Raw genomic sequence first — 26304 nt, forward strand, 5'->3', positions numbered from 1 at the left:
GCGGACCCAAAGGGCCACCCGTTTTCCGAACCGCACCGAATTCCGCCTAGAACGGAATATCGTCGTCCATGTCCGCCAGGTTGGCGCCGCTGCTAGCCGGGGCCGCTGCGGGAGCCGCCGGGCGTTGCTGGGGCGCGGGGCGCTGCGCCGGGGCGGCGCGTTGCTGGCGCGGGGCGTCGTCGTAGCCGCCACCGCCGCCGTAGCTGCCGCCACCGCCGCCGCCGTCTTCGCGGCCGCCCAGCATTTGCATCTGGTCAGCGACGATTTCGGTGCTGTAGCGGTCGGCGCCGGTGTCCTTGTCTTGCCACTTGCGCGTCTTGAGGCGGCCTTCGATGTAGACCGAGCGGCCCTTCTTCAGGTATTCGCCGGCGATTTCAGCCAGGCGGTTGTACATGACGACGCGGTGCCATTCGGTTTCTTCGCGCTTTTCGCCGCTGGCCTTGTCCTTCCAGGACGAGGTCGTGGCGATCGACATGTTGCAGATTGCGGCCCCGTCGGGGCTGTAGCGGACTTCCGGGTCGCGACCCAGATTGCCCACGAGTATGACTTTGTTAACCGATGCCATGCCGATGTCCCTCTGTTGTTGACAGCCTGCGATTCGCGTTGCCGCGAGCGCGCCGGCAACAACATAAAAAAGCGATGTTGAAGACCGGCTTCATGAAAGTCGCCGGTCAGCGAAGCGATGACCGGCGATTGCTCAGGTGAAGCCTGTGTTGATGCGTATTATCGACGAAAGCGCTCGTCGCGCCAAACGGGTTCGGTGACAAATCGATCACGGTTGGCAAACCATTTCGGCGCTGTTGAACGCCGTTTGCGACCAGATCGGCGACTTTCCTCACGCTGCGGGAAAGTCCCAGCGATCATGCCAGAGGCCGCAGCGCCCAGGTGACCGCCAGCCAGATCGCCGACAGCACCGCCGCGGCCACGAACACCGCGCTGGCGCCCGAATGCGCGGCCAGCCATCCGCCCAGGGCTCCGCCCGCAAACAGCCCCGCCGCCTGCGCCGTGTTGTAAAAGCCCAGCGCCAGCCCCTTGTAGGCCGCCGGCGCCACGCGCGACACAAGCGAGGGCTGCAACGCCTCCAGCACGTTGAAGGCGACGAAAAAGCCGGTCAGGGCGATGGCCAGCGTGTAGAAGCCGTGACTGGCGGCCGGCAGCAGCGCGCACACCAGCACCAGCCCAGCCACCGACGCCCGCAGCGCGCCGCGGTGCGCCCGCCGCTTTTCCGCCACGAACACCACCGGCACCATCAAAACGAAAGACACCAGAATGACCGGCAGGTAGACCTTCCAGAGGTCGCGCGCGTCCAGCCCGCCGACCTTGGCCAGCAGCGCCGGCACCACGACAAAGAGCGACACCTGGATCAGATGCAGCACGAACACGCCGAAATTCAGCCGGAGCAGGTCGCGATGGGTCAGGACCTCGCGCGGCTTGGCCGCCTGCATGGTGCGGGCCTGCGTACGAGGCACCACCGGCACCACCCAGCGCGCGACGGCCAGGCAGACGACGCCCAGGCAGGCGATCGTCCAGAACAGTCCCGACAGCCCCCACCAGCCCACCAGCACGGGCGAGAGCACCAGCGATACGGCGAACGACAGACCGATCGATCCGCCCACCATCGCCATGGCGCGCGTGCGCACCTCGTCGCGGGTGGCGTCAGCCAGCCAGGCGGTGACCGCCGCGGAAATGGCCCCCGCCCCCTGAATGGCGCGGCCGATCGTGATCCAGAACACATCGGTCGCCTGCGCACAGACGACGCTGCCGATGACGAACAGCAGCAGCCCGAAAAGCACCACGGGACGACGCCCCCACCGGTCGGACGCGAGGCCAAAGGGAATCTGCATGAAAGCCTGGGTCAGCCCGTACATGCCTAGGGCGAGGCCGACGCGGGCGGGATCGTCGCCGCCCGGCATGCCGCTTGCGGCCACTGCAAAGACCGGCAGCAACAGGAACAGTCCCAGCATCCGCGCGGCAAACAGGCCGGCCAAGGCCACGCTGGCGCGGCGCTCGAAAGGGGTCAATTTCAGTTTGGTGTCTGCCGGCATGCGGAAATTTCAACGATGACTAGGGCGGCGCGCATGCATCTGACGTCATACGCTCACGGTCTGATTCTGGCGGTGCGGCGCCGGCCCCGGCTCCGTCCCACCAGATGGAGGACCTTGAACGCGAGGGGATTCGGCGCGCTATAGTACCAAGTTGGCCTTTGAAACCGCTTAAATGCGCCCAAAGGGTGCGCGGGATCAAAGGCGTCTTCGACGCAACTGGACGTTACCCATACAGACGTGAGCATACGCATCCGGGGTGCCCGCACCCACAATCTCAAGAACGTCTCGCTGGACCTGCCGCGCCACAAGCTGGTGGTGGTCACAGGCCTGTCCGGGTCCGGCAAATCCTCGCTGGCGTTCGACACGCTGTACGCGGAAGGCCAACGGCGCTATGTGGAAAGTCTTTCCGCCTACGCCCGCCAGTTCCTGCAACTGATGGACAAGCCAGACGTGGATCTCATCGAGGGGCTGTCGCCGGCCATCTCGATCGAGCAGAAAGCTGCGGGACACAATCCCCGCTCCACGGTCGGCACCATCACCGAGATCCACGACTACCTGCGCCTGCTCTACGCGCGGGTGGGCACGCCCTACTGCCCCGATCATGGCCTGCCGCTGCAGGCCCAGAGCGTCAGCCAGATGGTCGACGCGGTGCTGGGCTGGACGCCCGAGACGCGGCTGGCCGTGCTGGCCCCCATCGCGCGCGGCAAGAAGGGCAGCTTCGAGGACGAATGCGCCAGCCTGCAGGCGCAGGGCTATGTGCGCCTGCGCGTCGACGGCCAGATGATGGAAATCGACGGCATGGCGCCGCTGAAAAAGACTGAGAAGCACGACATCGACGTCGTCATCGACCGCCTGCGCATCCGGCCCGAGAGCAAGCAGCGCCTGGCCGAAAGCTTCGAAACCGCCCTGCAGCTTGCCGAAGGCCGCGCCCTGGCGCTGGACATGGACGACGAGCGCGAGCAGGTCTTCTCCAGCCGCTACGCCTGCCCGGTGTGCAGCCACAGCCTGCCCGAGCTGGAGCCACGCCTGTTCAGTTTCAACAATCCGATGGGCGCCTGCCCCAGCTGCGACGGCATCGGCCAGGTGGGCTTCTTCGATCCGAAGCGGGTCGTCGCCTTTCCGGAACTGAGCCTAGCCGCCGGCGCGATCCGCGGCTGGGACCGCCGCAATGCGTTCACGCACTCGCTGCTGACCAGCCTGGCCGCCCATTACGAATTCGACATCGAGGCGCCCTTCGAGGAGCTGCCCGAAGCGCTGCGCGACAAGGTCCTGTACGGGTCCGGCGAAGAAGAGATCTCGTTCCTGTACCTGAACGAAAAAGGCCGCAGTACCGTCAAGCGCCATACGTTCGAAGGCGTCATCCCGAACCTGGAGCGCCGGTGGCGCGAAACGGACTCGGCGACGGTGCGCGAGGAACTGGGCAAGTACCGCAACATCAAGACCTGCCCCGACTGCGCCGGCTCGCGGCTGCGCCCCGAAGCGCGCAATGTGCTCATCGGGCACGACCCGCGCGGCGGCGAGCGCCACGGCCAGGCCATCTATGAAGTCGAGTCCATGCCGCTGTCCAGCTGCCTGGACTGGTTCCGCAACCTGAACCTGACCGGCGCCAAGCAGGAGATCGCGCAGCGCATCGTGCGCGAGATCGAGGCGCGGCTCAGCTTCCTGAACAACGTGGGCCTGAACTATCTGTCACTGGACCGCAGCGCGGACACGATCTCCGGCGGCGAAGCGCAGCGCATTCGTCTGGCCAGCCAGATCGGTTCGGGCCTGACGGGCGTGATGTACGTGCTGGACGAGCCCTCCATCGGCCTGCACCAGCGCGACAACGACCGCCTGATCGGCACGCTGCAACATCTGCGCGATCTGGGCAACAGCGTTATCGTCGTCGAGCACGACGAAGACATGATCCGCATGGCCGACTGGGTGGTGGACATGGGCCCCGGCGCCGGCGAACACGGCGGCGAGGTCGTCGCCCAGGGCGACCCCGAGACCGTGCAGCGCGATCCCAATTCGCTGACGGGCCAGTACCTGAGCGGCGCGCGCGCCATCGCCATCCCGAAGCGCCGTCCCGTCGACGACGAACTGCCGTGGTTGACGCTGACCGGCGCCACCGGCAACAACCTCAAGAACGTCGAACTGCGTGTGCCGGCTGGCCGTCTCGTGTGCGTGACGGGCGTGTCCGGTTCGGGCAAATCCACGCTCATCAACGACACGCTGGCCGTGGCCGTATCGCGCCAGTTGCACCACGCGCAGAGCGAGCCCGCCCCCTACGTGTCGATGCAGGGGCTGGAGAACTTCGACAAGATCATCAGCGTCGATCAAAGCCCCATCGGGCGCACGCCGCGCAGCAACCCGGCCACCTATACGGGCCTGTTCACGCCCATCCGCGAGCTTTTCGCGGGCGTGCCGGAAGCGCGCACGCGCGGCTACGATCCGGGCCGTTTCAGCTTCAATGTGAAGGGCGGCCGGTGCGAAGCCTGCCAGGGCGACGGCGTGGTCAAGGTCGAGATGCATTTCCTGCCGGACATGTACGTGCCTTGCGACGTCTGCCACGGCAAGCGCTACAACCGCGAGACGCTCGAGATCCGCTACCGCGGCCGCAACATCAGCGAAGTGCTGGACCTGACCGTGGAGCAGGCGCTCGAGTACTTCGAATCGGTGCCCGCCATCTCGCGCAAGCTGCACACGCTCATCGACGTGGGCCTGTCGTATATCCGCCTGGGCCAGAGCGCGACCACGCTGTCCGGCGGTGAAGCGCAGCGCGTGAAGCTGTCGCAAGAGCTGTCGCGCCGCAGCACCGGCCGCACGCTGTACATCCTGGACGAACCGACCACGGGCCTGCACTTTCGCGACATCGAGCTGCTGCTTCAGGTGCTCAATCAACTGGTGGACGCCGGCAATACCGTGCTCATCATCGAGCACAACCTGGACGTCATCAAGACCGCGGATTGGCTGGTCGACATGGGCCCCGAGGGCGGTGACGGCGGCGGCCGTGTCGTGGCGCAAGGCACGCCGGAGACGGTTGCGGCGGCCGAGGCCAGCCACACCGGCCAGTACCTGGGCAAGCTACTGCGCCGCAAGCCGGCCGACTGAACCTTCCCTATCTGCATAGGAAACGCCAGCATGTACACCCTCATCATCGGCAACAAGAACTACTCTTCCTGGTCCATGCGTCCGTGGATCGCCCTGCGCGCCGCCGGCATCGCATTCACGGAGCAGAAGGTCGGCCTGTTCACCGAGGCGTTTTCAGAGCGGGTGGCGCAGGTGTCGCCCGCGGGCCTCGTGCCTGTGCTGCTGGACGGCGACTTTGCCGTGTGGGATTCGCTGGCCATCTGCGAGTACGCCGCCGAGCGCCACCCCGAGGCCGCCTTGTGGCCCCATGACCCCAAGGCACGCGCGCGGGCGCGTTCGCTGGCCGCGCAGATGCACAGCGGTTTCAACGCGCTGCGCCAGGCCATGCCGATGAACGTCGAAGCCCACTTGCCGGGCATCGAATTTCCGGAAGCGGCGCGCGCGGACGTGGCGCGCGTGCAGGCCATCTGGCAGGAAACGCGTGCGCAGTTCGGCCAGGGCGGCCCCTTCCTGTTTGGCACGTTTTCGATTGCCGACGCGTTCTTCGCGCCGGTGGTCTCGCGCTTCACGACCTACGGCATTGCGGCCACAGGCCCCGTGCGCGAGTACATGGATGCCGTGCTGGCGCTGCCCGCCATGCAGGAGTGGACGCGCGACGCGCTGGCCGAAGCCACCTTCGTCGAAGCGGACGAGCCCTACCGCAAGCACCGCTGAAGACGGGCTTGCCCGCAGCGCGGCTACGCCATGTCGAACAGCCGCTTGTGTTCGCGGATGGCGTAGCGGTCGGTCATGCCGGCGATGTAGTCCGCGATGGCGCGGGCCTGTTCGTTGAACTGCTCGCGGCGGTAATCGGGCGGCAAGAGGCGCGGATCGTCCAGAAAGGCCGCAAACAGCTCGCGCACGATGCGGCGCGCCTTGCTCGTCATGCGCAGCACGCGGTAGTGCCGGTACAGGTTGTCGAACAGGAATTTCTTCAACGTGTCGGCTTCGCGGCGGATCTCGTCGGAGAACCCCGCCAGCGGCGGAGAGCGCCGCACATCGTCCGCGCTGGCAGGCGCCGCGTCCCGGATGCGCGCCAGCGTCGTGCGGGTCAGATCGACGATCAGCGTGTTGATCATGCGGCGTATGGTTTCGGCCACCGCGCGCCGCGGCGCCAGGCCGGGATAGCGGTCCAGCACATACGCATGGTGGCGCTCGAAAATCGACACGTCCTTCAACTGGTCCAGCGTGATCAACCCCGAGCGCAAACCGTCGTCGACGTCGTGGTTGTTGTACGCGATCTCGTCGGCCAGATTGGCAAGCTGAGCTTCCAGCGACGGCTGCGTGCGGTTCAGGAACCGCTCGCCGACCTCCCCCAGCATCCGTGCATGGGCGACCGAGCAATGCTTGAGGATGCCCTCGCGCGTCTCGAAGCACAGGTTCAGGCCGTTGAAGTCGGCATAGCGTTCTTCAAGCTCGTCCACCACACGCAGGCTTTGCAGGTTGTGTTCGAAGCCGCCCGCCTGCGGCGCCAGTTCGCGCATGCAGGCGTTGAGCTCGTCCTGCCCGGCGTGGCCGAACGGCGTGTGGCCCAGGTCATGCGCCAGCGAGATGGCTTCGGTCAGGTCTTCGGACAGCCCCATGCTGCGCGCCAGCGTGCGCGCGATCTGGGCCACTTCCAGGCTGTGCGTCAGGCGCGTGCGAAAGAGGTCGCCTTCATGGTTGACGAAGACCTGCGTCTTGTATTCCAGCCGCCGGAAGGCGCTGGAATGCACGATGCGATCGCGGTCGCGCTGGAACTCCGTGCGGTTTTCCGGCGGCGGCTCGGTGTGGGTCCGGCCGCGCGATCGGGACGGGTGAGAAGCATAGGAAGCCAGTTCATTCATCTGCAACACCGTCCATCACTGCGTTTACTGGGTGGTCCGGGCCAGCACGGCGCGCACCGCATCGTCTGGCGCCGGCCGCATCACGGCCTCGCCGATGCGCGGCATGAGCACGTAGCGGATCGAGCCCCCTTCCGTTTTCTTGTCCACCTGCATCAGGTCCAGCCAGCGGTCCGCACCCAGGTCGGGCGCGACGACCGGGCACCCGATAGCCTGCACCAGCGCACGCACACGCGCCACGTCGGCGCGATCGAAGCCCGCCACATCGGCCGACAGCTCGGCTGCCTGCACCATGCCGCAACCCACTGCCTCGCCGTGCAGCCAGGCGCCGTAGCCCAGACCCGACTCGATGGCGTGGCCAAATGTGTGGCCCAGGTTCAGGATCGCGCGCAACCCGGATTCGCGCTCGTCCTTGCCCACCACCTGCGCCTTCAGTTCGCACGAGCGGCGGATCGCGTAGGCAACGGCGTCGCCGTCCAGGGCGCGTAGCTTCTGCGCGTTGTCCTCGCACCAGTTCCAGAACGCCGGATCCAGAATGAGGCCGTACTTGATGACTTCGGCCAGGCCGGCCGAGACCTCGCGCGCGGGCAAGGTGTTCAGCACATCGGTGTCGATTTCCACCGCGATAGGCTGATAGAACGCGCCGATCATGTTCTTGCCCAGCGGGTGATTCACGGCGGTCTTGCCGCCCACCGACGAGTCCACCTGCGCCAGCAGCGTCGTGGGCACCTGCAGGAAACGCACGCCGCGCATGTACACGGCCGCGGCAAAGCCGGTCATGTCGCCGATGACGCCGCCGCCCAGCGCAACCAGCACGCACCGGCGGTCCAGGCGGTTGCCGAGCAGCGCGTCGAAGATCAGGTTAAGAGACTGCCAGTCCTTGTAGGCTTCGCCGTCAGGCAGTTCGATGCGCAGCACGCGCTTGCCCGTGCGCGCCAGCGCCGCTTCAGCGCGCTCGCCGTACAGGGCCGCCACCGTGGGGTTGGTGACCACGGCAATCGCGGTCGCGTCCGCGGGAATGCATTGATCCAGGGAATCCAGGCGGCCAGGTCCGATGTGGATCGGATAGCTTCCACCCGGGGTGTCGACGTCAACAACGTTCATATGCGCTTCTCGAAAGCTTGTAATTGCGGCAGCAGCGCCTTGACCAGGGTGTGGATGGGCATGGACCCCGTTTCCACCACCAGGTCGGCCACTTCCTTGTATAGCGGCTCGCGCCGGGTCATCAGGTCGCGCAGCGTGCCGCGCGGATCGGCGGTGGCCAACAGGGGCCGGTTGCGGTCGCGGCAGGTCCGGCGGAACAATTCATCCACGCTGGCCCTCAGATAGACGACAATCCCGCGCTGACGCAAGAGCTGCCGGTTTTCCGGGGCCAGAATGGCGCCGCCGCCGGTGGCAAGAATTATGTTGCGCCGTTGGGTACACTCTTCCAAGGCGGCGGACTCTCGGCGACGAAAACCGGCTTCGCCCTCGATTTCGAAGATTACCGGCACCCGTACGCCGCAACGCGCCTCGAGCTCATGATCCAGATCCATAAAGTCGCGCCCCAGCGCACGCGCCAGGCTACGGCCTATGGTTGTCTTGCCCGCGCCCATCATTCCGACCAAGAATACCGGCAGGTCGTGCGGCAACGACACGGTCTTGCCCGTGCACTCGACGGCGCAGGGCTGGCTTTCAGGCGCTGCGTCGGCGCGCGCCGGGTCCGGGGCAGCCTCCGGACATGAGTTAGCGGCAAAGTTCATGCCGGCATTATCACATTTGCCGCAGTTGCCCGCGCACCACACTGACCTATTTTGTTACAGAAACCGATCCCCCGCGATAAGGCGGGACCGGAGATACCCGTAAAATCGCCGCGATGAGCAAGCCCCAGAATTCCTCCAAGAAAGACAAGCCCGCCAGCAGCGGCTCCCCGATACTGCGGTTCTTCGTAAAAACCGGCATTCTTTTCGCCGGCCTGTTCCTGTGCGGTGTGTTGCTCGCGGGAATGGCGCTGGCGCTCGCGTGGCCCAACCTGCCCGACCTGAACGCCATGACGGACTACCGGCCGCGGGTGCCGCTGCGCGTGTACACCGCAGACCGCGTCCTGATCGGCGAGTTCGGCGAAGAACGCCGCAACGTGCTGCGCTTTAACGAAATCCCGGACGTCATGAAGTCCGCGGTGCTGGCGGCCGAGGACGACCGCTTCTACCAGCACGGCGGCATCGACTGGATGGGGGTGGTGCGCGCCGGCCTGACCAACCTGATCAGCATGTCCAAGACGCAGGGGGCCAGCACGATCACGATGCAGGTCGCGCGTAACTTCTACCTGTCGTCCGAAAAGACCTATTCGCGCAAGTTCTACGAACTGCTGCTGACATTCAAGATTGAATCCGAGCTCACCAAGGACCAGATCCTCGAGCTCTACATGAACCAGATCTACCTGGGCCACCGGGCCTATGGCTTTGCGGCCGCATCGCGCACGTACTTCGGCAAGCCGCTGTCGGAAGTCACGCCGGCCGAAGCCGCCATGCTGGCCGGCATTCCGAAGGCGCCCTCGCGCTTCAACCCCATCGCCAACCGCCCCCGCGCCGAACTGCGCCAGCGTTACGTGCTGGGCCGCATGCATTCGCTGGGCTACCTGACCGAACCGGAATACAAGCAGGCGATGGCGCAGCCGATCGTCATGAAGTCCGCGGAAGGCACGCCGGCCGGCGGCTATTCCATCCATGGCGAGTACGTGGCCGAGCTGGCGCGCCAGCTGCTCTACAACGTGTACCAGGACAACGTCTATTCGCGCGGCATCAACATCTACACGACCGTGCAGTCCAAGGACCAGGAAGCCGCCTACCGCGCCGTGCGCGAAGGCGTGCTGGAATACACGCGCCGCGCGCCCTATCCCGGTCCGGAAGAGCAGCTCGACCTGCCCCCGGGCACCGAGAACAACCCCGCCGCGCTGGACGAATTCCTGGATGGTGTGTTCGACAAGTTCTCCGACAGCGGCGACCTGCTGACCGCGGTGGTGTTGTCGGCCAGCCCCACCGAAGTGAAGCTGGCGCGCAGCTCGCGTGAAATCATCACCGTCACGGACAAGAAGGTGCTGGGCGTGGTGGCCCGCGCGCTGAACGACAAGGCCAAGCCGGAACAGCGCATCAAGCGCGGTTCCGTGGTCTACATCCGCAAGTTCGGCGACAACTGGGAAATCATCAACATGCCTTCGGTGCAGGCGGCCTTCGTGGCGTTGTCGCCGCAGGACGGCGCCATCCGCGCCATGGTCGGCGGCTTTGATTTCTACCGCGGCAACTTCAACCGTGTGACGCAGGCATGGCGCCAGCCGGGCTCGAACATCAAGCCCTTCATCTACGCCGCCTCGCTGGAACGCGGCTTGACGCCGGGCACGCAGATCTCGGACCAGCCGTTCGAGCTGACCGCCGCGCAAACCGGCTCCAAGGCCTGGAATCCCAAGAACTACGGCAACCAGTACGAACCCATGCTGACGCTGCGTCAGGGCCTGTACAAGTCCAAGAACATGGTGTCGATCCGCATCCTGCAGGCCATCGGTCCGCAGTACGCGCAGGACTATCTCACGCGCTTCGGCTTTGACAAGGCGCGCCAGCCGGCCGTGCTGCCGCTGGCGCTGGGCGCCGGCTCGGTCACGCCGCTGCAGCTGGCAGGCGCCTTCTCGGTGTTCGCCAATGGCGGCTACCGCGTCACGCCCTACCTGATCGACCGCGTCACCGACAGCAGCGGCAAGGTCATCATGCAGTCCAAGCCGGTTGTCGCTGGCGACGCCGCAGCCCGCGCCATCGACCCGCGCACTGCCTGGGTCATGGACGACATCCTGCGCGGGGTCACCACGTACGGCACCGCGGCGCGTGCGCGTGCATTGCTCAAGCGCGGCGACATCGCCGGCAAGACGGGCACGACCAACGAATCCGTGGACGCCTGGTTCTCGGGCTATACGCCCACGCTGGCCGCGACCGCCTGGCTGGGCTTTGACCAGCCCAAGTCGCTGGGTTCGCGCGAAACCGGCGGCGGCGTGGCCATGCCGATCTGGGTGGATTACATGCAGACCGTGCTCAAGGGCGTGCCCGAAGAAAAGCAGCGCCCGCGTCCGGATGGCCTGCTCGTGGAAAACGGCGAGTTCTACTTCTCCGAGTTCCCGCCCGGACAGGCAGTGGCCCGTCTGGGACTGCCGGAAGCCGACACGCTGGGTGAATTCCTGAACGGCCTCACCAGCGGCTCTGGCGAAGACACCCGGATCAAGGTCGCGCCGGGCGTGGGCACGCAGACCGCCACGCCCTGGTCGCAGAAGATTCCCTTCTGATGCAGAAAGGCCGGCCCATCGGGCCGGCCTTTTTTACAGCCGGATCGTCACGGGGACGCCGGCGGCAGCCGAGCAGATCTGGGACAGGGCGTCCGGCAACTGCGGTCCGCCTCGGGTATCGTTCCAGTGCTGGCCATCGTAGCGGTAGTGAAAGCCGCCGCTGCGCGCGGCGACCCACAGCTCCTGCATGGCAGCCTGGCTGTTCACCACGACGTGGGTGTTGTCCTCGAAAACCATCGTCAGCACATTGCCGCTGCGGCTGGTTTCCACATCGACGTCGAGCGAAGCCGCCCAGTCATCGGCCTGGCTTTCGATGCTGTCCAGCACCTGGTCGATCAACGCAAGAAATTCGGTTTCGGTCATAATCGAGCCTGCAAGAATTACGGAGTTCCCAGTGTTCCAATTGGCATACAGCCGCATGGCTCTTCGCATTGTAGCCACGCTCCTGGCGACCGGCATGGTGGCGGCCTGCGGGTACAAGGGGCCGCTCTTCATGCCGCCGCCCCCTGACGGCAAGGCGCCGGCCCGCACGCAACAAACGCCGCCGCCTGCGCAGATCCCTCCGGCCCCGTCCCTCCCATGACGCCCCCGTTCCCCACCCCGCCAGAATTGGCCGGCCATCCTTACTTCCAGTACCGCAATAATGTGTTGTACGCCGAGGATGTGCCGCTTGACCATCTGGCCGAACGGTTGGGAACGCCCCTTTACGTCTACTCCCGCGCGGCGCTGAAAGCCGCGTGGCAATCCTATTGCAGCGCCATCGGCCAACGTCCGGTACTTGTCTGCTATGGCATGAAGGCCAATTCCAACCTGGCGGTGCTGGGCGAATTCGCCCGGTTGGGCGCCGGCTTTGACATCGTGTCGGGCGGCGAACTGCATCGCGCGCTCGCCGCGGGCGCGGACGCGTCGCGTATCGTGTTCTCGGGCGTGGGCAAGCAGGCCTGGGAAATGCGCGACGCCCTCCTCGCCGGCGTGAAGTGCTTCAACGTCGAATCGGTGGACGAACTGCATCGCCTGTCGGACGTCGCGGCAAACATGGGCTTGCGCGCCCCGGTGTCGCTGCGCGTGAATCCGGACGTGGACGCCCGCACACACCCTTATATCTCGACCGGCCTGAAAGAAAACAAATTCGGCATCGCCATCGGGCAGGCACTGGCTGCCTACCGCACCGCGCAGTCGCTGCCCGGCCTACGTATCGTCGGCGTCGACTGCCATATCGGCTCGCAGCTGACAGATATCAGTCCCTACTTCGATGCGCTGGAAAAGCTGCTGGACCTGATCGAAAGCCTGGAACAGGCGGGCATCCGCATCGAACACCTGGACTTGGGCGGCGGACTGGGCATCCGCTACCAGGACGAAACGCCCCCATCGCCGCGCGCCCTGCTGGACCGCGTCTTCGAGCGGCTGAACGCGCGCGGCCAGGGACATCTGCATCTGGTCCTGGAACCGGGACGCTCGCTCGTCGGCAATGCCGGCATGCTGCTCACCACCGTCCAATACATCAAGCACGCCGAAGCCCGCAATTTCGCCATCGTCGACGCGGCCATGAACGACTTGCTGCGCCCCGCGCTCTACGAGGCCTTTCACGGCGTGCAGCCGCTGCACCCGCGTGCCGGCGACACCGCCGAATACGACATCGTCGGCCCCGTCTGCGAAAGCGCCGACTGGCTGGCAAAGCAGCGCCTGCTGGCCATCCGCCAAGGCGACGTGCTTGCGGTGGAATCGGCCGGCGCCTACGGCATGACCATGGCCAGCAACTACAACTCGCGCGGCCGCCCGGCCGAGGTCATGGTCGACGGCGACAAATACTATGTCGTGCGCCAGCGCGAAACGCTGGCCGATCAGCTTCGCGGCGAATCGCTGCTTCCCTGAATCGCCCGCGCCGCAAAACACAAAGGCCCCTGCATGCAGGGGCCTTTTCTGTACACCGCGCTGGCGCGGGCTTAGAGCTGGCCGTACGAGTGCAGGCCCGACAGGAACATGTTCACGCCCAGGAAGGCAAAGCCCGTGATCAGCAGGCCCAACAGCGCCCAGTAGGCCGCCATGGCGCCACGCAGGCCCTTGATGAGGCGCATGTGCAGCCATGCCGCGTAGTTCAGCCAGACAATCAGCGCCCAGGTTTCCTTGGGGTCCCACTGCCAATACGCACCCCACGCATCGGCCGCCCACAGCGCCCCCAGGATGGTTGCGACGGTAAAGAAGGCAAACCCGATCGCGATGGCGCGATACATGATGTCGTCCAGCACTTCCAGCGACGGCAGCGCGTCCGCAATACGGCGGCGGCCCAGCAGGATGGCGCCCACGATCACGGCCCCCACGCCGAAGTACAGCATCCAGGTCGCGGAAAGGCCATCGGTGCGAAACACCATGGGCTCGGCGCACAGCAGCACACCCAGAATGAACAGCGGCGCAAGCTTGGCCCACGAGGTCGTGTGGCCATGCTGCTTGACCAGATATGCGAAGCCCACCATCGCCGCCAGCGAGAACGTGCCGTAGCCGATGAAGTTGGCCGGCACGTGCAGTTTCATCCACCAGCTCTTGAGCGCAGGCACCAGCGGCTGGATCTGTCCGGCGTCGCGCGTGAACGAATACCACAGCAGGAACACGACGGCCGAGGTCACCACCAGCATCACGAAGCCGCCGAGCGCGCGCGTGGCGTACTTACGTTCGTAGTACAGGTAGAAGAGCGCAGTGATGAGCGAAAACAGGACGAAGACTTCGTACAGGTTGCTGACCGGGATATGGCCCAGGTCCGGACCCATCAGATGGCCCTCGCGCCAGCGCACGAGCAGGCCCGTGACACCCGCGAACACCGCGCCCCAGCTCAGCGCCGTGCCCAGCCAGGCGGCGGTCGGGCTGAACAGGCCGATCCAGTAGCACACCATCGACAGCGCAAACAGCGCGCTCATCCACAAGATGGCGGACTGCGAGGAAAACAGGTACTTCAGGAAGAACACCTGCTCGGCGCGAGCCAGATCGTTGCCGTACAGCATCAGTGCGAAGCCTGCGGAGATCGCACAGGCGATCATCAAACGACGCAGCGGACGCCACAACCAGCCCAGCCAGGCCACCGCCGGCACCGTGCCGCACAGGATGATCTTCTCGTAATAGTCCATCGCGTGCCCGTAGCGGGTCAGCGCGAAACCTGCCCCAACCGCCAGCAGCAGGAAAAAGACGATGTCAGTCCAGTCGGGCTTTCCGCGTTGCGCGCGGCTATCGCCGGTTTCGGACAAGGCGTCCTGCCAAAGCGTTTCAGGCGACGGGGGTGGCGTGGTGGTCGTGGTGGACATAAATAACCTTAAGACCCTTTTTTCTGGCGCAGCAGCGCCTGCTTGAAGCGTTCGAACTCTTGATTGAAGTCAAGTGTACGCTTCTGTGACGTCATGGCCGCCAGGACGCTGCTGCCGCCGTCTTGCGGTTTGACCCAGATCCAGACGCGACGGTCGCGGATGTAGAACATCGAAAACACGCCCAGGACCAGCAACAGGCTGCCCAGGTAGACGGTGTTCTTGCCCGGCGTGCGGCTGACCTGGAAGACGCTGGCCTGCACGTGATTGAAGTCGGCCAGCGACAGGAACACGGGTGCGGGATAGACGGTCAGGTCGGACAGCGCGGCCACGGCCAGACGCGACCACACTGCCGCGCGCTCGCCTTCCGGGCCATCGACGGCCACCGGTTGCTGACCGGCGCGTTCGCGCGCGATGGCGCGCAATTCGTTCATGCTGGCGCCGATCAGGCGAATCACGACATCGGCGGCGCGCTCCAGATCGGCGGCGGGGGTATTGGCTTGCAGGAACGCCGCGACGGCCTGCAGGCCGCCGGCGGCAAAGGTGTCCAGCGCACGTTCGGCCGCGGTTTCCAACGGCTGGCGATCGGCGCCCGACGGGCTGTTGCGCTCGGCGAACCGGCGGGCCGCTTCCTTGCGCGCGGCCGGATCGGCCAGCGTGGCGCGAAGACGCATGAATTCGGCGATGGAGCTGTCGTCGTCGGCCGGGATGCGCAGATAGCGGAAGGGCTCGCCGGCGTTATTGCGCACGCCGGCCAGGAAGACGGCCGCGCCGTCCAGTTCGACGGGCAGCATGTAGTTCTGGAACTCATGCGCCTGACCCGCATCGTCGATCAGCTTGTATTCGACGCTGGGCCCCACGTTGCGCAGGTTTTCGTTCTTCTTGCCGGCCGCGCTGCCCGCGACCGAGGCCACGTGCTCTGCAAAGCTCTGGTCGGCGCCCTTGGGGTCGCCGCGGGTCAAGTCTTCGACGTTGATCGGACGCATGGCCGTGACCTCGATGCCCATGCTGCGCGGGCCCTTGGCCGTTTGCGCCGTCAGTTCGCTGGTCTTGCCCACCGTACCGTCGACCGAGAAGGTCGCGTCGTTGGCGCCCACCAGCGGATACCCCTTGAGCACGACTGTGCTGCCGCCGTCGTCAAAGCTCGACTGATAAACCGTCATGCCCTTGAAGCGCAGCGGCTCGTTCACTTCGATGGTCGAATCGAAGGTCTTGCCCGTGTCCGGATCCGTGACTTCGACTTCGCTGGCAAAGCGGCTGGGCATGCCGGTGGAGTAGTAGTCGACGATGAATTTCTTGAGCTTGAGCGTGAAAGGCATGGGCTGCACCAGCGCGCCATCGCCCACCATCACGACCGCCGTGCTGGCCTGGCCGCCCTCGGGCACCAGGACGCTTGCGCGAAAGCTCGGGTTGTTGACCGACAGGCGCCCGCTTTCAGGCACCTCTGAAATCAGCATGTTTTCGACGATGGGCTGCTTGCCGCCGAACATGACCTGCAGGCGCACCGGCAGTTCGCTGTCGAGCAGGCCGCCGATGCAGATGATGACCATGGCGGCGTGGGCGAACACATAGCCCAGCCGGTTGGCGCTGCCCTTCTTGGCGGCCAGCAGAACGCCATCCTGGGCCTCGCGCACGCGCACCGCGTAACCCATGCGGCCCAGCAGCGCCTTCAGGCCGGTCACCGTCTGCGGCACGCCGGTGGGCTCGGTGGTCTCGACGCGATGCGGAAAGGCGCGCAGGCTGCCTTCGCGCACGTGCTCGCGAAACGATCGCGCGTCGCGCAGCATCTTGGGGGCATTGCGGATCAGGCACACCGAGGTCGATACGACCAGAAAGCCCATGATCAGCAGGAACCACCAGCTGTTGTAGACGTGCCAGATGGAGAATTTGTCGAAGACCTCGAACCAGAACGGACCGAACTGGTCGATGTAATTGTTGGACGATCGGTTCTGCTGCAGCACCGTACCCACCAGGCTGGCCACGCAGATGAACATCAGCAGGCTGACGGCAAAACGCATCGAACCCAGAAGTTCAAAGAGATCGCCTGGCAGGCTGCGCAGAGAGGGGCGGGAGTGGGTTCGGGTCGAATTCATGAAAAAAGGGGGGCCGCGCTATCGGCTACCCCCCTCATAGACAGTGCGAGTCGGAACGAGGTTCCGGCGCGCGCAAGTTGCATCAACGCGGACCGGCCGCGCACGTTGCGGCCAATCGCTTACCGAAGGCCAGCCGCGTAATCCGACACCGCCTTGATGTCAGCATCCGACATGCGGTCCGCGATGGCGTGCATGACGTCGTTCTTGCGGTCGCCGCTGCGGAAAAGCTTCAGCTGCTCTTCGATATACACGGGGAACTGCCCCGACAAACGGGGGTACTGGCCAGGGATGCCCGCGCCATTGGCAGAATGGCACGCCGCGCAAGCCGGGACGTTGCGGTCCGGCAAACCGCCGCGCCAGATCTTTTGACCTAGCTCAACCAAGTTCTCATGGCCGGCGGTGGCGGGTTCCTTCAGGGGCTGCTGCGCCAGATACAGAGCAATGTTCTGCATGTCTGCCGGCGTCAGGTTCTGCACCATGGCGGTCATGGGGCTGGGATTGCCGTCGGGGCCATTGCGCACGGGGGTCTTGGCGCCTTCCTTCACTTTGAAGTCGGCGAGCTGCTTGGCCAGGTACTCGTGCGGCTGCGCGGCAAGGTTCGGGTTCACCGGAATGGTGCTGTTACCCGCCGCGCCGTGACAGGAAGCACAGGCAATGATGCCGCGGGACGCGTCGCCTTGGTCAAACAGCTGACCGCCCTTGGCGGCGTCTGGTTTGGCCGGGCCCGCAGCGCCATTGGCGGCGAAACTCGTAGCAGAGAAGGCGGAGGCGCCGAGCAACAGCCCGCTCGCAACCAACATCCGGGACAGCACACGCTTCATGAAGACCTCGACGATCACATCGATCAAGGCGCAAAAAGGCGCCCACGCCTGCCCGCACTTGCAGTAAACCGTATCGAACCTGTTTTGCTTGTCCTGCTTTGCGATCTTGCTGCGGTGCTGCATCCATCGGCACAAGAAGGGCTACAAAACGTCTGGATGGCAGCTAAACAGTAAGCAAAAAAGACGGCTCCGCACACGCGGACCACTGTAGCAAACGCCGGATTATACAATAGGGCTCGAAACCAACCGTATCGAAAGCCATCCGTGTCCCTCCTACATCGCGCCTCCTTCCTCACCTCCGCGGCTCGCCTCGACCAGTTGCCGCCCGCCGGCGCTCCCGAGGTCTGCTTCGTTGGCCGCTCCAACGCCGGCAAATCCACGGCCATCAACGTGCTGTGCAATCAGCGCCGTCTTGCGTTCTCCAGCAAGACGCCGGGCCGCACGCGCCTGATCAACATGTTCAGCCTGCCCGACCCGCTGGACCCGGAAGCCCACATCGGCTATCTGGTCGACCTGCCCGGCTACGGCTATGCGTCCGTGGCCCGCAACGAAAAGGAAAAGTGGGCAGACATCCTGGGCGGCTATCTGCGCGACCGTGAATCGCTGGTCGGCATCGTCCTGCTCATCGACATCCGCCGCGGCGTGACCGAACTGGACCGGCGCCTGGCCAACTTCATCGCGCCCACCGGCCGCCCGGTGCTGGCCCTGCTGACCAAGGCCGACAAGCTGCCGTACGGCCAGCGCATGCGCACCGTCTTCTCGGTCCGCAAGGACCTCGCCGACATCGGCGCGCTGCATACGGTCCCCTTCTCGGCGCCCGAGCGCATCGGGCTCGAAGAGGCCGGCGCTCACATCGAAAATTGGATTTCCCCGAAGGTCGTACCATGAACCCGCAGATCATCACCCCTGAGTTTCCGGTTTCCCGCCCCCGCCGCCTGCGTCGCGACGACTTCACCCGCCGTCTGGTGCGCGAGAACGCCCTGACGGTCAATGACCTGATCTACCCGGTCTTCGTGGCCGAAGGCTCCGGCCTGCGCCAGCCGGTGGCGTCCCTGCCCGGCGTGGTCCGCTATTCGCTGGACACCCTGCTGCCCGTGGCCGAGGAATGCGTGGCGCTGGGCATTCCGGTGCTGTCGCTGTTTCCCGCCATCGACCCGGCGCTCAAGACCCCGGACGGCATCGAAGCCACCAATCCCGACGGCCTCATCCCGCGCGTGGTCCGCGAACTGAAGTCGCGTTTCCCGGAACTGGGCGTGCTGTGCGATGTGGCGCTGGACCCGTACACCAGCCACGGCCAGGACGGCGTCATCGACGCGGACGGCTACGTCGTCAACGAGCCCACCGTCGAGATCCTGGTCAAGCAGGCGCTCACGCAGGCCGAAGCCGGCGTGGACATGGTCGCGCCCAGCGACATGATGGACGGCCGCATCGGCGCGGTGCGCCGCGCGCTCGAAGCCAATGGTCACATCCACACGCGCATCATGGCCTATTCGGCCAAGTACGCCAGCGCGTTCTACGGTCCGTTCCGCGACGCCGTGGGCTCGGCCACCAACCTGGGCAAGTCCAACAAGATGGCCTACCAGATGGATCCGGGCAACATCGACGAGGCGCTGCGCGAAGTGGCCGGCGACCTGCAGGAAGGCGCCGACATGGTCATGGTCAAGCCGGGCATGCCGTACCTGGACGTGCTGCGCCGGGTCAAGGACACGTTCCGCGTGCCGACCTTCGCCTATCAGGTGAGCGGCGAATACGCCATGATCAAGGCCGCCGCCGCCAATGGCTGGCTCGACCACGACAAAGTCATGATGGAGGCGCTGCTGGCCTTCAAGCGCGCCGGCGCCGACGGCATCCTGACGTACTTCGCCATCGAAGCGGCAAAGCTGCTGAAAAGCCAGCGCTAAAGCCGGCGGGCGCGGCGTACTGCCGTCTGCGCCCTTCCCCCTGCTTTGCCGGCCTGCGCGCCGGCAACCTCCATTGAATCAGGCCTTTGCAGCGGCAGCGCGTGCCGGCTGCGCGCCGCGGCGCAGGCCCAGCCACGTTCCGACAAGCACACAACCCAGGCCGACGACATGGGTCAGGGTGACGTGCTCATCAAGGAACAGGGCCGCGAACAGCAGCCCGAAAATCGGCAACCAATTCACGAACAGCGCGGCGCGGCTGATCCCCAGCCGCGCGATGCCCGCGTTCCAGACGATGTTGCTGACACCCGAGGCGATCACCGCCGAAAACATCAGCACGGCCCAGGGCCACCATGCCATCTGCCACGTGCCCGCCTCGTACGAAGACGGCGTCAGCGCGGCATGCCCGACCAGCATCAATCCGCCGGCCAGATACATGTACCAAAGCATGCCCAGCGGATCCATCATCCGCGACATCCGCTGAATCACCAGGCCGCCAAACACAAAGACGAGCACGGCCACGAACACCACCGCGTCGCCCCAGCCCGTCAGTCCGAGTTGCGCGCCGCTGCCCACCACCACCATGCCCACACCCATGAGGCCCAGCAGCGCGCCGGCGATGCGGGTGGTCGTGAGCTTTTCGCGATAGAAGATGGCGGCCAGGAAGGCGGACAGCAACGGGCTGGTGGCCATGATCAGCGTGCCGTTGGCTGCCGATGAAAAGCGCAGTCCCGACACCAGTGCCACCTGGTGCGCGTACACCACCAGGAACCCTGCCAGCGCCACCCAGCCCAACTGCGCGCCACCCAGCTTCGGGATGCGGCCGCGGCGCGCCTTGATGATGAGTGTGACGGTGACAAACGCAATGACGATCCGAACGGCGGCCAGCGCCTGGATGTCCATGTGCTGCGTCAGATACTTGATGGAGACGATGTTCAGGCCCCAGGTGGCCATGACGAACATCAATTGAAGATAGATCAGACCATGCCGGTCCTGACTTGCATCAACGGTGGGGGACGTCACGGCGTCAGCCTGGAGGGAGATGGATGCGCCGCGCGGGCGGCGAAGCGATCATGGTATATCGCCCCTTCCCTCGATTCAATGCGCGGCGGGCCGCGTTGCGCGCATCAGACGATGGCGCGCGCTGCTCTGCCCGTCCGCCGTGCCGTCAGCGGACCAGGACGCGGTCCAGCGACTCGGTGAAGCGCTTGGCGTCCTGGAATCCCACGACGCGAGCTTCCGCGATCTCCTTGCCGCCGGGCTCGAAGAACATGATGCCCGGCGGGCCGAACAGTCGGAATCGCTTGAGCAGCGCGCGGTCGTCGGCATTGTTCGCCGTGACGTCGGCCTGCACCAGCACCATTCCAGCCATGCGCTGCGCGACCCCCGCATCGGTAAAGGTGAATCGCTCCATCTCGCGGCATGACACGCACCAGTCCGCATAGAAGTCCAGCATCACCGGCCGGGTGCTCTGCGCCAGCACCGCGTCCAGTTCGGCGTTGCTGCGAACCCGGGTGAACTGGACCTCGCCCGCCGCGGCCCCGCCGGCTGCCGCTGCTTCACCGCGCGCGGCCAGGTGCGAGAGCGGCTGCAGGACATCGCGGCCCCCGCTGGCGGCCCCCACCAGCCACGCCGCGGCCGCCAGGGCGAGCAGCAGGCCCAGCCCCTTGCCAAACATGCGACCGGCGCCTGCGCCCGGCGGCAGGGCATCAAAGGCGCGCAGCATCACGGCCGACACGACAGCCAGGAATGCCCAGCCCGTCATCTGCACCCACGTCGGCACGACGGGGATGAGCATCCACCACGCCGTCGCCAGCAACAGCATGCCGAACAGCCGCTTGACGCCGTCCATCCAGGGACCGGCCTTGGGCAGCAACGCCGAAGACGACGCGCCGACGATCAGCAGCGGCACGCCCATGCCCCACGCCATTGCAAAGAGCGCCGATCCGCCCAAGACCACGTCGCCCGTCTGCGAGATGTAAAGCAAGGCGCCAGCAAGCGGAGCCGCAACGCAGGGACCCACGATCAGGGCCGACAGCGCGCCCATCACCAGGGCCCCGGTATATCGCCCGCCCGGCATGCGCGAGGACCGGTCCGACAGCATGGCCTGGATGCCGGAAGGCATCTGGAACGTGAACACGTCGAACATGGCCAGCGCCAGCACGGCCAGCAGGATGGCGAAGAGCGACAGGATCCACGGCGTCTGCAGCCAGGCGGCGAGCCCCGCGCCACTCAGCCCGGCCGCCACGCCCAGCGCGGTGTACACGACCGACATGCCCAGCACGTACGTCGCGGCCAGCGCCAGACCGCGACTGCGGCTGGGCCGCTGGTGCTGCGCCCCGCCCAGCACGATCGACGACAGGATGGGAATCATGGGCAGCACACATGGCGTGAAAGCCAGCAGCAGACCCAGCACCAAAAAGACGCCCGCCGTCTTGATCCAGCCCAGACCGCCCAAGGCATCGGCCAGGCCCGTGTCGCCCGCGTTCACCAACGCGGACAATCCGCCGGAAGTTGCCGGCGCCGCGGACGCGGCCCCGCCAATTCCCGTGCCCGCCACCGCATAACCGCCGGCCACGGGCGTAAGTTTGACGGTGCTGTCCATCGGCGGATAGCACAGCCCGGCATCCGCGCAGCCTTGGCCCGTCAACGTCAGCGTGAAGGGCTGTCCTCCCGCGCCGACGGGAACGCGGATCGTCACGTCCTTGTGAAAGACCTCCATGTCTTTTTCGAAGGTCGGGTCGTATTTGACTTCGCCCTTGGGATAAACGGCTTGCCCGAGCGTGGTGGCGTCTGCTGGGGTGATCGCAATCCCGAAGCGCTCGCGGTACATGTAATAGCCGGGCGCCACGCGATAGTGCAATTCAAGCGTATCCGGCGACGCCATCTGCGCGCTGAACACAAAGGCCTTTTCCGGTTCGAGGAATTCGGCTTGCGCCCGCGCGGCGGACTGCCATCCGAGCAGCACAAGCATCACTGCCAACAACGCGAGGCAGTGCCTCAGGATCGAAGGGGTCACGCTGAGGGCGCGCCCGCGCGCGCCAACCGTACCGGCAAGTTGCAACATCAGTTTCTCTTGTTCTGCGTAATGGCCGTCTGCTCGCGCACCCAGTCCAGGTATGGCGCCGCGCCGCCGATGACTGGCAGCACGATGATCTCGGGAACATCGTAGGGGTGCATCTGCGACAGGGCCTGCACGACGGCGGCATGCCGCGCGTAGGTCGTCTTGATGTGGATGGGAATTTCCTCCGTCCCTTCGACCTCTCCGTTCCACAGGTAGATGGACAACCCCGGCGCGCCAAGGTTCACGCAGGCTGCCAGCCCGTCCTCGACGAGCACGTGCGCGATACGCTTGGCCAGAAGCAGATCCGGCGCATTGCTGATGACCAGCACGACGTCGTCATCGCGCAACATGGAACCTCCTTGGGATACCCGCGTGGGATGTAACTCGAGGTATTTTATCGATATTGCGGCCAACTCCCCGGCGCTGCCGGTCGCGCGGCCGCCGCGCCATCCCTTTTCACGCCGAGGCAAGCATGTCCGACAACTGCCTGTTCTGCCGCATCGCCCGTCACGAGATCCCCGCGCACGTCGTCCACGAGGACGACCGCCTCCTGGCCTTCCTGGATATCCACCCCGTGCGCGCCGGCCACACGCTCATCATCCCCAAGCAGCACTATCCCTACTACGAGGACATGCCGGCCGACCTGGCGGCCAGCATCGTCAACCTGGGTCAGCGGCTGGGGCGCCAGATGAAGCGCCTGTACGGCGTTGAGCGCGTGGGTTTTGCCTTCACGGGGATCCACGTCGCGCACGCGCATGCGCACGTCATCCCGATGCACCACCCGCAGGACGTGACATCGACGCAGTACATCGAGCAGCAGGATCTGACTTTCAAGATGCCGCCCCAATCGCCGCCGGAAGCGCTCGCGGCCACGGCGGCGCAATTGCGCGGGCAACTGCGCGGCGGCCCCGAACGTGGAGAATGAGCGCGGCGAATGCGCGCAGTAAGCGAAGGCGGCGAATGTAGGCGAAAAAAAACAAGGGCAGGTCCGAAGACCCGCCCTTGTCGCTTATCTAGCTGCCGAAATTACTCGGCGCTGTCCTCAGCGGCTTCATCGACTTCCGGACGGTCAACCAGTTCCATGAAAGCCATGGGAGCGTTGTCGCCTTGACGGAAGCCCATCTTCAGCACGCGGGTGTAGCCGCCGTTACGGGCCGCGTAGCGCGGGCCGATTTCGGCAAACAGCTTCACAACCGCATCGCGATCGCGCAGACGGGCAAAGGCCAGACGCTTGTTCGCGAGGGTGGGCTCCTTGCCCAGCGTGATCAGGGGTTCGATGACGCGGCGCAATTCTTTCGCCTTCGGCAGCGTGGTCTTGATTGCTTCGTGAGTGATCAGCGAAACAGCCATGTTGCGGAACATGGCAAGACGGTGACTGCTGGTGCGGTTGAGCTTACGCAAGCCATTACCGTGACGCATGATAAGTTTCCTTTGAATCTAAAGACGGCGTTTCCGCCATCGGGTTGCCGGCTCTTCTATCAGCCTGCAATCAGGCTGCGGTCCGGTAGAAAACGGGGCATTTTACGACGATTTCGCAAATCGCCCGGCAACAAAGGCCGGGCGTTGCGGGAGACGCCCCTTCGCAGAGGCGGCACCCTTTCAAGACTTAGGGACGCTCCAGGCCCAGGGGCGGCCAGTTCTCGAGCTTCATGCCGAGGGTCAGGCCACGTGCAGCCAGCACTTCCTTGATCTCGTTGAGCGACTTGCGACCCAGGTTCGGGGTCTTGAGCAGCTCGTTTTCGGTACGCTGGATCAGGTCGCCGATGTAGTAGATGTTTTCGGCCTTCAGGCAGTTGGCCGAACGCACCGTCAGTTCCAGGTCGTCGACCGGGCGCAGCAGCACCGGATCGATCTGCGGCGTGCCGCGGACCGGGGCTTCGTACGAATCGCCGGCGCCTTCCAGGGCGGCGAACACCGAGATCTGGTCCATCAGGATGCGGGCCGATTGGCGCACCGCTTCCTCGGGCGAGATCACGCCGTTGGTTTCGATGTCCAGAACCAGCTTGTCCAGGTCGGTGCGTTGTTCCACGCGGGCGCTTTCAACGGCGTAGCTCACGCGGCGAACCGGGCTGAACGAGGCGTCCAGAACGATGCGGCCGATGGTGTGCGTGCGGTCTTCCGACAGCGCGCGCACGTTGCCGGGCACATAGCCGCGGCCCTTCTCGACCTTGATCTGCATTTCCAGCTTGCCCGCTTCCGTCAGGTTGCAGATGGCATGGCCGGGGTTGATGATTTCGACGTCGTGCGGCAGCTCGATGTCGCTGGCCAGCACGGTGCCGGCGCCAGACTTGCGCAGCACCAGCGTCACTTCGTCGCGGTTGTGCAGCTTGAAGACCACGCCCTTCAGGTTCAGCAGGATGTCGACGACATCTTCGCGAACGCCCGGGATGGTCGAGTATTCGTGCACCACACCGGTCATCTGGACTTCGGTCGGCGCGTAGCCGGTCATCGAAGACAAGAGGATGCGGCGCAGGGCGTTGCCCAGCGTGTGACCGTAGCCACGCTCGAACGGCTCCATCACGATCTTGGCATGGTGCGTGCCGACCGGTTCGACTTCAATGGAGCGCGGCTTCAGGAAACCTTGAGTGGACATGTACTGAATTCCTTTTCAATACCCTCGGCTCGTTACACCGATAAGGCTGATGGACAGGGTGAGACGGTAAAGCTTGAAACACGGGCTGCGAAAAAGCCGCCCGATACTTACCGCAAAGCCCGCTCCACCAAAACGGCGAAAGCGGGCTGCTGCGGGACGTGCAAACGGGTCGACCGGGTCGCGGGACCAGCTTGCCAGCACCTTGCGAAGGAGGCGCCGGCAGGCGTGATTAACGCGAGTACAGTTCGACGACCATCGATTCGTTGATGTCGCGAGCGACGTCAGCGCGATCGGGGGCCGACTTGAACGTGCCGGTCAGCTTGGCCGCGTCGACTTCCACCCACTGGGGGATGCCGATGCTGGTGGCCAGGTCGAGCGATTCCTTGATACGGCCTTGCTTCTTGGCCTTTTCGCGAACCGAGATGACGTCGCCAGCCTTGACCAGCATCGAAGCGATGTCAGCCGTGTGGCCGTTCAGTTCGATGGCGCGGTGGCTCACCAGCTGGCGAGCTTCGGCGCGCGTCGAGCCGAAGCCCATGCGGTAGACGACGTTGTCCAGGCGCGATTCCAGCAGCTGGATCAGCGTTTCGCCGGTGTTGCCACGGCGACGCTCGGCTTCAGCGAAGTACTTGCGGAATTGCTTTTCCAGCACGCCGTACATGCGCTTGAGCTTTTGCTTTTCGCGCAGCTGCAGGCCGTAGTCGGAAGTGCGGGCACCCGAAGTGCGGCCGTGTTGGCCAGGCTTGGAATCCAGCTTGCACTTGGAATCCAGCGAGCGACGGGCGCTCTTCAGGAACAGGTCAGTACCCTCGCGGCGCGAGAGCTTGCATTTGGGTCCAATATAACGTGCCATGTGGATTCCCTTTAGATACGACGACGCTTCGGCGGACGGCAGCCGTTGTGCGGAACGGGCGTGATGTCGGCGATGGACGAGATCTTGATGCCCAGCGCGTTCAGCGCGCGAACCGACGACTCGCGGCCAGGACCGGGGCCCTTGATGCGGACTTCCAGCGTCTTGATGCCGTACTCGAGCGCAACGCGGCCGGCCGTTTCAGCGGCAACCTGCGCGGCAAACGGGGTCGACTTACGCGAACCCTTGAAGCCAGCACCGCCCGACGTGGCCCACGACAGCGCGTTGCCCTGACGATCGGTGATGGTGATGATGGTGTTGTTGAACGAAGCGTGAACGTGCGCGATGCCGTCCGAGACGTTCTTCTTGACCTTTTTGCGCACGCGCGAAGCGCCGCTGGTGGAAGCTTTCGCCAT

At 65.3% G+C, this 26304-nt stretch carries 24 protein-coding genes; 8 read left to right on the top strand and 16 right to left on the bottom strand.

Annotated features, from left to right (window positions below; all coding sequences use genetic code 11):
- Window positions 1-46 precede the first annotated feature (46 nt).
- A complete protein-coding gene (gene ssb / locus HV786_RS11600; RefSeq protein WP_062838810.1) occupies window positions 47-565 on the bottom strand; it encodes a single-stranded DNA-binding protein in 519 nt (172 codons plus the stop codon).
- 295 nt (window positions 566-860) lie between these two features.
- Window positions 861-2045, bottom strand: coding sequence for an MFS transporter (locus HV786_RS11605; protein WP_128829631.1), 1185 nt, complete (start codon window positions 2043-2045; stop codon window positions 861-863).
- Window positions 2046-2282: 237 nt separating this feature from the next.
- Here HV786_RS11605 and uvrA point away from each other — a divergent pair, with 237 nt between their 5' ends.
- Both uvrA and HV786_RS11615 read left to right on the top strand, forming a co-directional pair.
- A complete protein-coding gene (gene uvrA, locus HV786_RS11610; RefSeq protein ID WP_128829632.1) occupies window positions 2283-5138 on the top strand; it encodes an excinuclease ABC subunit UvrA in 2856 nt (951 codons plus the stop codon).
- 30 nt (window positions 5139-5168) lie between these two features.
- On the top strand, window positions 5169-5831 hold the full coding sequence (locus tag HV786_RS11615; protein WP_128829633.1) for a glutathione S-transferase family protein: 663 nt from the start codon (window positions 5169-5171) through the stop codon (window positions 5829-5831).
- 23 nt (window positions 5832-5854) lie between these two features.
- On the opposite strand, the gene HV786_RS11620 is transcribed toward HV786_RS11615, so the two are convergent.
- From HV786_RS11620 to HV786_RS11630, 3 genes are read right to left on the bottom strand one after another with little or no spacing between them, the layout of a single operon-like run.
- Window positions 5855-6982 carry a deoxyguanosinetriphosphate triphosphohydrolase gene (locus HV786_RS11620; RefSeq protein ID WP_128829634.1) on the bottom strand — a complete coding sequence of 376 codons (1128 nt, stop codon included), beginning with the start codon at window positions 6980-6982 and terminating at the stop codon, window positions 5855-5857.
- Between the two features lie 24 nt (window positions 6983-7006).
- Entirely contained in the window at window positions 7007-8083 is a 1077-nt protein-coding gene (gene aroB / locus HV786_RS11625) for a 3-dehydroquinate synthase (protein WP_128829635.1), read from the bottom strand.
- Entirely contained in the window at window positions 8080-8721 is a 642-nt protein-coding gene (locus HV786_RS11630) for a shikimate kinase (protein WP_056327087.1), read from the bottom strand. Before HV786_RS11630 ends, aroB begins: the two co-directional genes overlap by 4 nt.
- Before the next feature lie 113 nt (window positions 8722-8834).
- Between HV786_RS11630 and HV786_RS11635 the strand changes: the two genes are divergently transcribed.
- Window positions 8835-11282 (top strand): penicillin-binding protein 1A, encoded by a 2448-nt coding sequence (locus tag HV786_RS11635; protein WP_128829636.1) that lies wholly within the window; start codon window positions 8835-8837, stop codon window positions 11280-11282.
- Between the two features lie 33 nt (window positions 11283-11315).
- Here HV786_RS11635 and cyaY read toward each other — a convergent pair whose 3' ends face one another.
- Window positions 11316-11645 carry an iron donor protein CyaY gene (gene cyaY / locus HV786_RS11640; RefSeq protein WP_056327082.1) on the bottom strand — a complete coding sequence of 110 codons (330 nt, stop codon included), beginning with the start codon at window positions 11643-11645 and terminating at the stop codon, window positions 11316-11318.
- Window positions 11646-11700: 55 nt separating this feature from the next.
- Between cyaY and lptM the strand changes: the two genes are divergently transcribed.
- The gene (gene lptM / locus HV786_RS27315; protein ID WP_256387896.1) at window positions 11701-11865 is read left to right on the top strand and encodes an LPS translocon maturation chaperone LptM; all 165 of its coding nucleotides are present in this window, start codon (window positions 11701-11703) and stop codon (window positions 11863-11865) included.
- Window positions 11862-13154, top strand: coding sequence for a diaminopimelate decarboxylase (gene lysA, locus HV786_RS11645; RefSeq protein WP_128829638.1), 1293 nt, complete (start codon window positions 11862-11864; stop codon window positions 13152-13154). Before lptM ends, lysA begins: the two co-directional genes overlap by 4 nt.
- Window positions 13155-13225: 71 nt before the next feature.
- Here lysA and ccsB read toward each other — a convergent pair whose 3' ends face one another.
- From ccsB to HV786_RS11660, 3 genes are all read right to left on the bottom strand, one after another.
- Window positions 13226-14572, bottom strand: a complete 1347-nt coding sequence (gene ccsB, locus HV786_RS11650; RefSeq protein ID WP_175210929.1) for a c-type cytochrome biogenesis protein CcsB — start codon at window positions 14570-14572, stop codon at window positions 13226-13228.
- Window positions 14573-14580: 8 nt separating this feature from the next.
- On the bottom strand, window positions 14581-16662 hold the full coding sequence (locus HV786_RS11655; RefSeq protein ID WP_175210931.1) for a cytochrome c biogenesis protein ResB: 2082 nt from the start codon (window positions 16660-16662) through the stop codon (window positions 14581-14583).
- A gap of 119 nt (window positions 16663-16781) precedes the next feature.
- Window positions 16782-17483: a c-type cytochrome gene (locus HV786_RS11660; protein ID WP_108006863.1), complete on the bottom strand. Its 702-nt coding sequence runs from the start codon at window positions 17481-17483 to the stop codon at window positions 16782-16784.
- 264 nt (window positions 17484-17747) lie between these two features.
- Here HV786_RS11660 and yihA point away from each other — a divergent pair, with 264 nt between their 5' ends.
- Window positions 17748-18371 carry a ribosome biogenesis GTP-binding protein YihA/YsxC gene (gene yihA, locus HV786_RS11665; protein ID WP_056327074.1) on the top strand — a complete coding sequence of 208 codons (624 nt, stop codon included), beginning with the start codon at window positions 17748-17750 and terminating at the stop codon, window positions 18369-18371.
- Window positions 18368-19384 (top strand): porphobilinogen synthase, encoded by a 1017-nt coding sequence (gene hemB, locus HV786_RS11670; RefSeq protein WP_062838801.1) that lies wholly within the window; start codon window positions 18368-18370, stop codon window positions 19382-19384. Before yihA ends, hemB begins: the two co-directional genes overlap by 4 nt.
- Window positions 19385-19462: 78 nt before the next feature.
- Here the strand turns inward: hemB and HV786_RS11675 are convergent, their stop codons facing one another.
- From HV786_RS11675 to cutA, 3 genes are all read right to left on the bottom strand, one after another.
- Window positions 19463-20344, bottom strand: coding sequence for a DMT family transporter (locus HV786_RS11675; RefSeq protein WP_128829792.1), 882 nt, complete (start codon window positions 20342-20344; stop codon window positions 19463-19465).
- A 205-nt stretch (window positions 20345-20549) separates the two neighbouring features.
- Entirely contained in the window at window positions 20550-22448 is a 1899-nt protein-coding gene (gene dsbD / locus HV786_RS11680) for a protein-disulfide reductase DsbD (protein ID WP_175210933.1), read from the bottom strand.
- Window positions 22448-22795, bottom strand: coding sequence for a divalent-cation tolerance protein CutA (cutA, locus tag HV786_RS11685; RefSeq protein WP_056327070.1), 348 nt, complete (start codon window positions 22793-22795; stop codon window positions 22448-22450). Before cutA ends, dsbD begins: the two co-directional genes overlap by 1 nt.
- Window positions 22796-22917: 122 nt before the next feature.
- On the opposite strand from cutA, the gene HV786_RS11690 reads away from it, so the two are divergent.
- Window positions 22918-23370 (top strand): HIT family protein, encoded by a 453-nt coding sequence (locus HV786_RS11690; RefSeq protein ID WP_056327068.1) that lies wholly within the window; start codon window positions 22918-22920, stop codon window positions 23368-23370.
- Window positions 23371-23471: 101 nt separating this feature from the next.
- Here the strand turns inward: HV786_RS11690 and rplQ are convergent, their stop codons facing one another.
- The 4 genes from rplQ to rpsK all read right to left on the bottom strand — a co-directional run bounded on the left by rplQ (window position 23472) and on the right by rpsK (window position 26304).
- On the bottom strand, window positions 23472-23864 hold the full coding sequence (gene rplQ, locus HV786_RS11695) for a 50S ribosomal protein L17 (protein ID WP_006389635.1): 393 nt from the start codon (window positions 23862-23864) through the stop codon (window positions 23472-23474).
- A 187-nt stretch (window positions 23865-24051) separates the two neighbouring features.
- The gene (locus tag HV786_RS11700) at window positions 24052-25038 is read right to left on the bottom strand and encodes a DNA-directed RNA polymerase subunit alpha (RefSeq protein ID WP_008169002.1); all 987 of its coding nucleotides are present in this window, start codon (window positions 25036-25038) and stop codon (window positions 24052-24054) included.
- 229 nt (window positions 25039-25267) lie between these two features.
- The gene (gene rpsD / locus HV786_RS11705) at window positions 25268-25891 is read right to left on the bottom strand and encodes a 30S ribosomal protein S4 (RefSeq protein WP_056327065.1); all 624 of its coding nucleotides are present in this window, start codon (window positions 25889-25891) and stop codon (window positions 25268-25270) included.
- A gap of 11 nt (window positions 25892-25902) precedes the next feature.
- Window positions 25903-26304, bottom strand: a complete 402-nt coding sequence (gene rpsK, locus HV786_RS11710) for a 30S ribosomal protein S11 (protein ID WP_006216516.1) — start codon at window positions 26302-26304, stop codon at window positions 25903-25905.

The sequence above is a fragment of the Achromobacter mucicolens genome (assembly GCF_902859725.1).
In the GTDB taxonomy this organism is placed as follows: domain Bacteria; phylum Pseudomonadota; class Gammaproteobacteria; order Burkholderiales; family Burkholderiaceae_B; genus Achromobacter; species Achromobacter mucicolens.

Excerpts from the sequence above, each read along its gene's own strand:
- HV786_RS11615 (WP_128829633.1), top strand. The coding sequence starts at position 5,169 with ATGTACACCCTCATCATCGGCAACAAGAACTACTCTTCCTGGTCCATG.
- rplQ (WP_006389635.1), bottom strand. The coding sequence starts at position 23,864 with ATGCGTCACGGTAATGGCTTGCGTAAGCTCAACCGCACCAGCAGTCAC.
- HV786_RS11655 (WP_175210931.1), bottom strand. The coding sequence starts at position 16,662 with ATGAATTCGACCCGAACCCACTCCCGCCCCTCTCTGCGCAGCCTGCCA.
- HV786_RS11660 (WP_108006863.1), bottom strand. The coding sequence starts at position 17,483 with ATGAAGCGTGTGCTGTCCCGGATGTTGGTTGCGAGCGGGCTGTTGCTC.
- hemB (WP_062838801.1), top strand. The coding sequence starts at position 18,368 with ATGAACCCGCAGATCATCACCCCTGAGTTTCCGGTTTCCCGCCCCCGC.
- HV786_RS11620 (WP_128829634.1), bottom strand. The coding sequence starts at position 6,982 with ATGAATGAACTGGCTTCCTATGCTTCTCACCCGTCCCGATCGCGCGGC.
- aroB (WP_128829635.1), bottom strand. The coding sequence starts at position 8,083 with ATGAACGTTGTTGACGTCGACACCCCGGGTGGAAGCTATCCGATCCAC.
- HV786_RS11675 (WP_128829792.1), bottom strand. The coding sequence starts at position 20,344 with ATGTTCGTCATGGCCACCTGGGGCCTGAACATCGTCTCCATCAAGTAT.
- rpsK (WP_006216516.1), bottom strand. The coding sequence starts at position 26,304 with ATGGCGAAAGCTTCCACCAGCGGCGCTTCGCGCGTGCGCAAAAAGGTC.
- cyaY (WP_056327082.1), bottom strand. The coding sequence starts at position 11,645 with ATGACCGAAACCGAATTTCTTGCGTTGATCGACCAGGTGCTGGACAGC.
- cutA (WP_056327070.1), bottom strand. The coding sequence starts at position 22,795 with ATGTTGCGCGATGACGACGTCGTGCTGGTCATCAGCAATGCGCCGGAT.
- lptM (WP_256387896.1), top strand. The coding sequence starts at position 11,701 with ATGGCTCTTCGCATTGTAGCCACGCTCCTGGCGACCGGCATGGTGGCG.
- rpsD (WP_056327065.1), bottom strand. The coding sequence starts at position 25,891 with ATGGCACGTTATATTGGACCCAAATGCAAGCTCTCGCGCCGCGAGGGT.
- HV786_RS11690 (WP_056327068.1), top strand. The coding sequence starts at position 22,918 with ATGTCCGACAACTGCCTGTTCTGCCGCATCGCCCGTCACGAGATCCCC.
- ccsB (WP_175210929.1), bottom strand. The coding sequence starts at position 14,572 with ATGTCCACCACGACCACCACGCCACCCCCGTCGCCTGAAACGCTTTGG.
- HV786_RS11635 (WP_128829636.1), top strand. The coding sequence starts at position 8,835 with ATGAGCAAGCCCCAGAATTCCTCCAAGAAAGACAAGCCCGCCAGCAGC.
- HV786_RS11605 (WP_128829631.1), bottom strand. The coding sequence starts at position 2,045 with ATGCCGGCAGACACCAAACTGAAATTGACCCCTTTCGAGCGCCGCGCC.
- dsbD (WP_175210933.1), bottom strand. The coding sequence starts at position 22,448 with ATGTTGCAACTTGCCGGTACGGTTGGCGCGCGCGGGCGCGCCCTCAGC.
- lysA (WP_128829638.1), top strand. The coding sequence starts at position 11,862 with ATGACGCCCCCGTTCCCCACCCCGCCAGAATTGGCCGGCCATCCTTAC.
- ssb (WP_062838810.1), bottom strand. The coding sequence starts at position 565 with ATGGCATCGGTTAACAAAGTCATACTCGTGGGCAATCTGGGTCGCGAC.
- HV786_RS11630 (WP_056327087.1), bottom strand. The coding sequence starts at position 8,721 with ATGAACTTTGCCGCTAACTCATGTCCGGAGGCTGCCCCGGACCCGGCG.
- HV786_RS11700 (WP_008169002.1), bottom strand. The coding sequence starts at position 25,038 with ATGTCCACTCAAGGTTTCCTGAAGCCGCGCTCCATTGAAGTCGAACCG.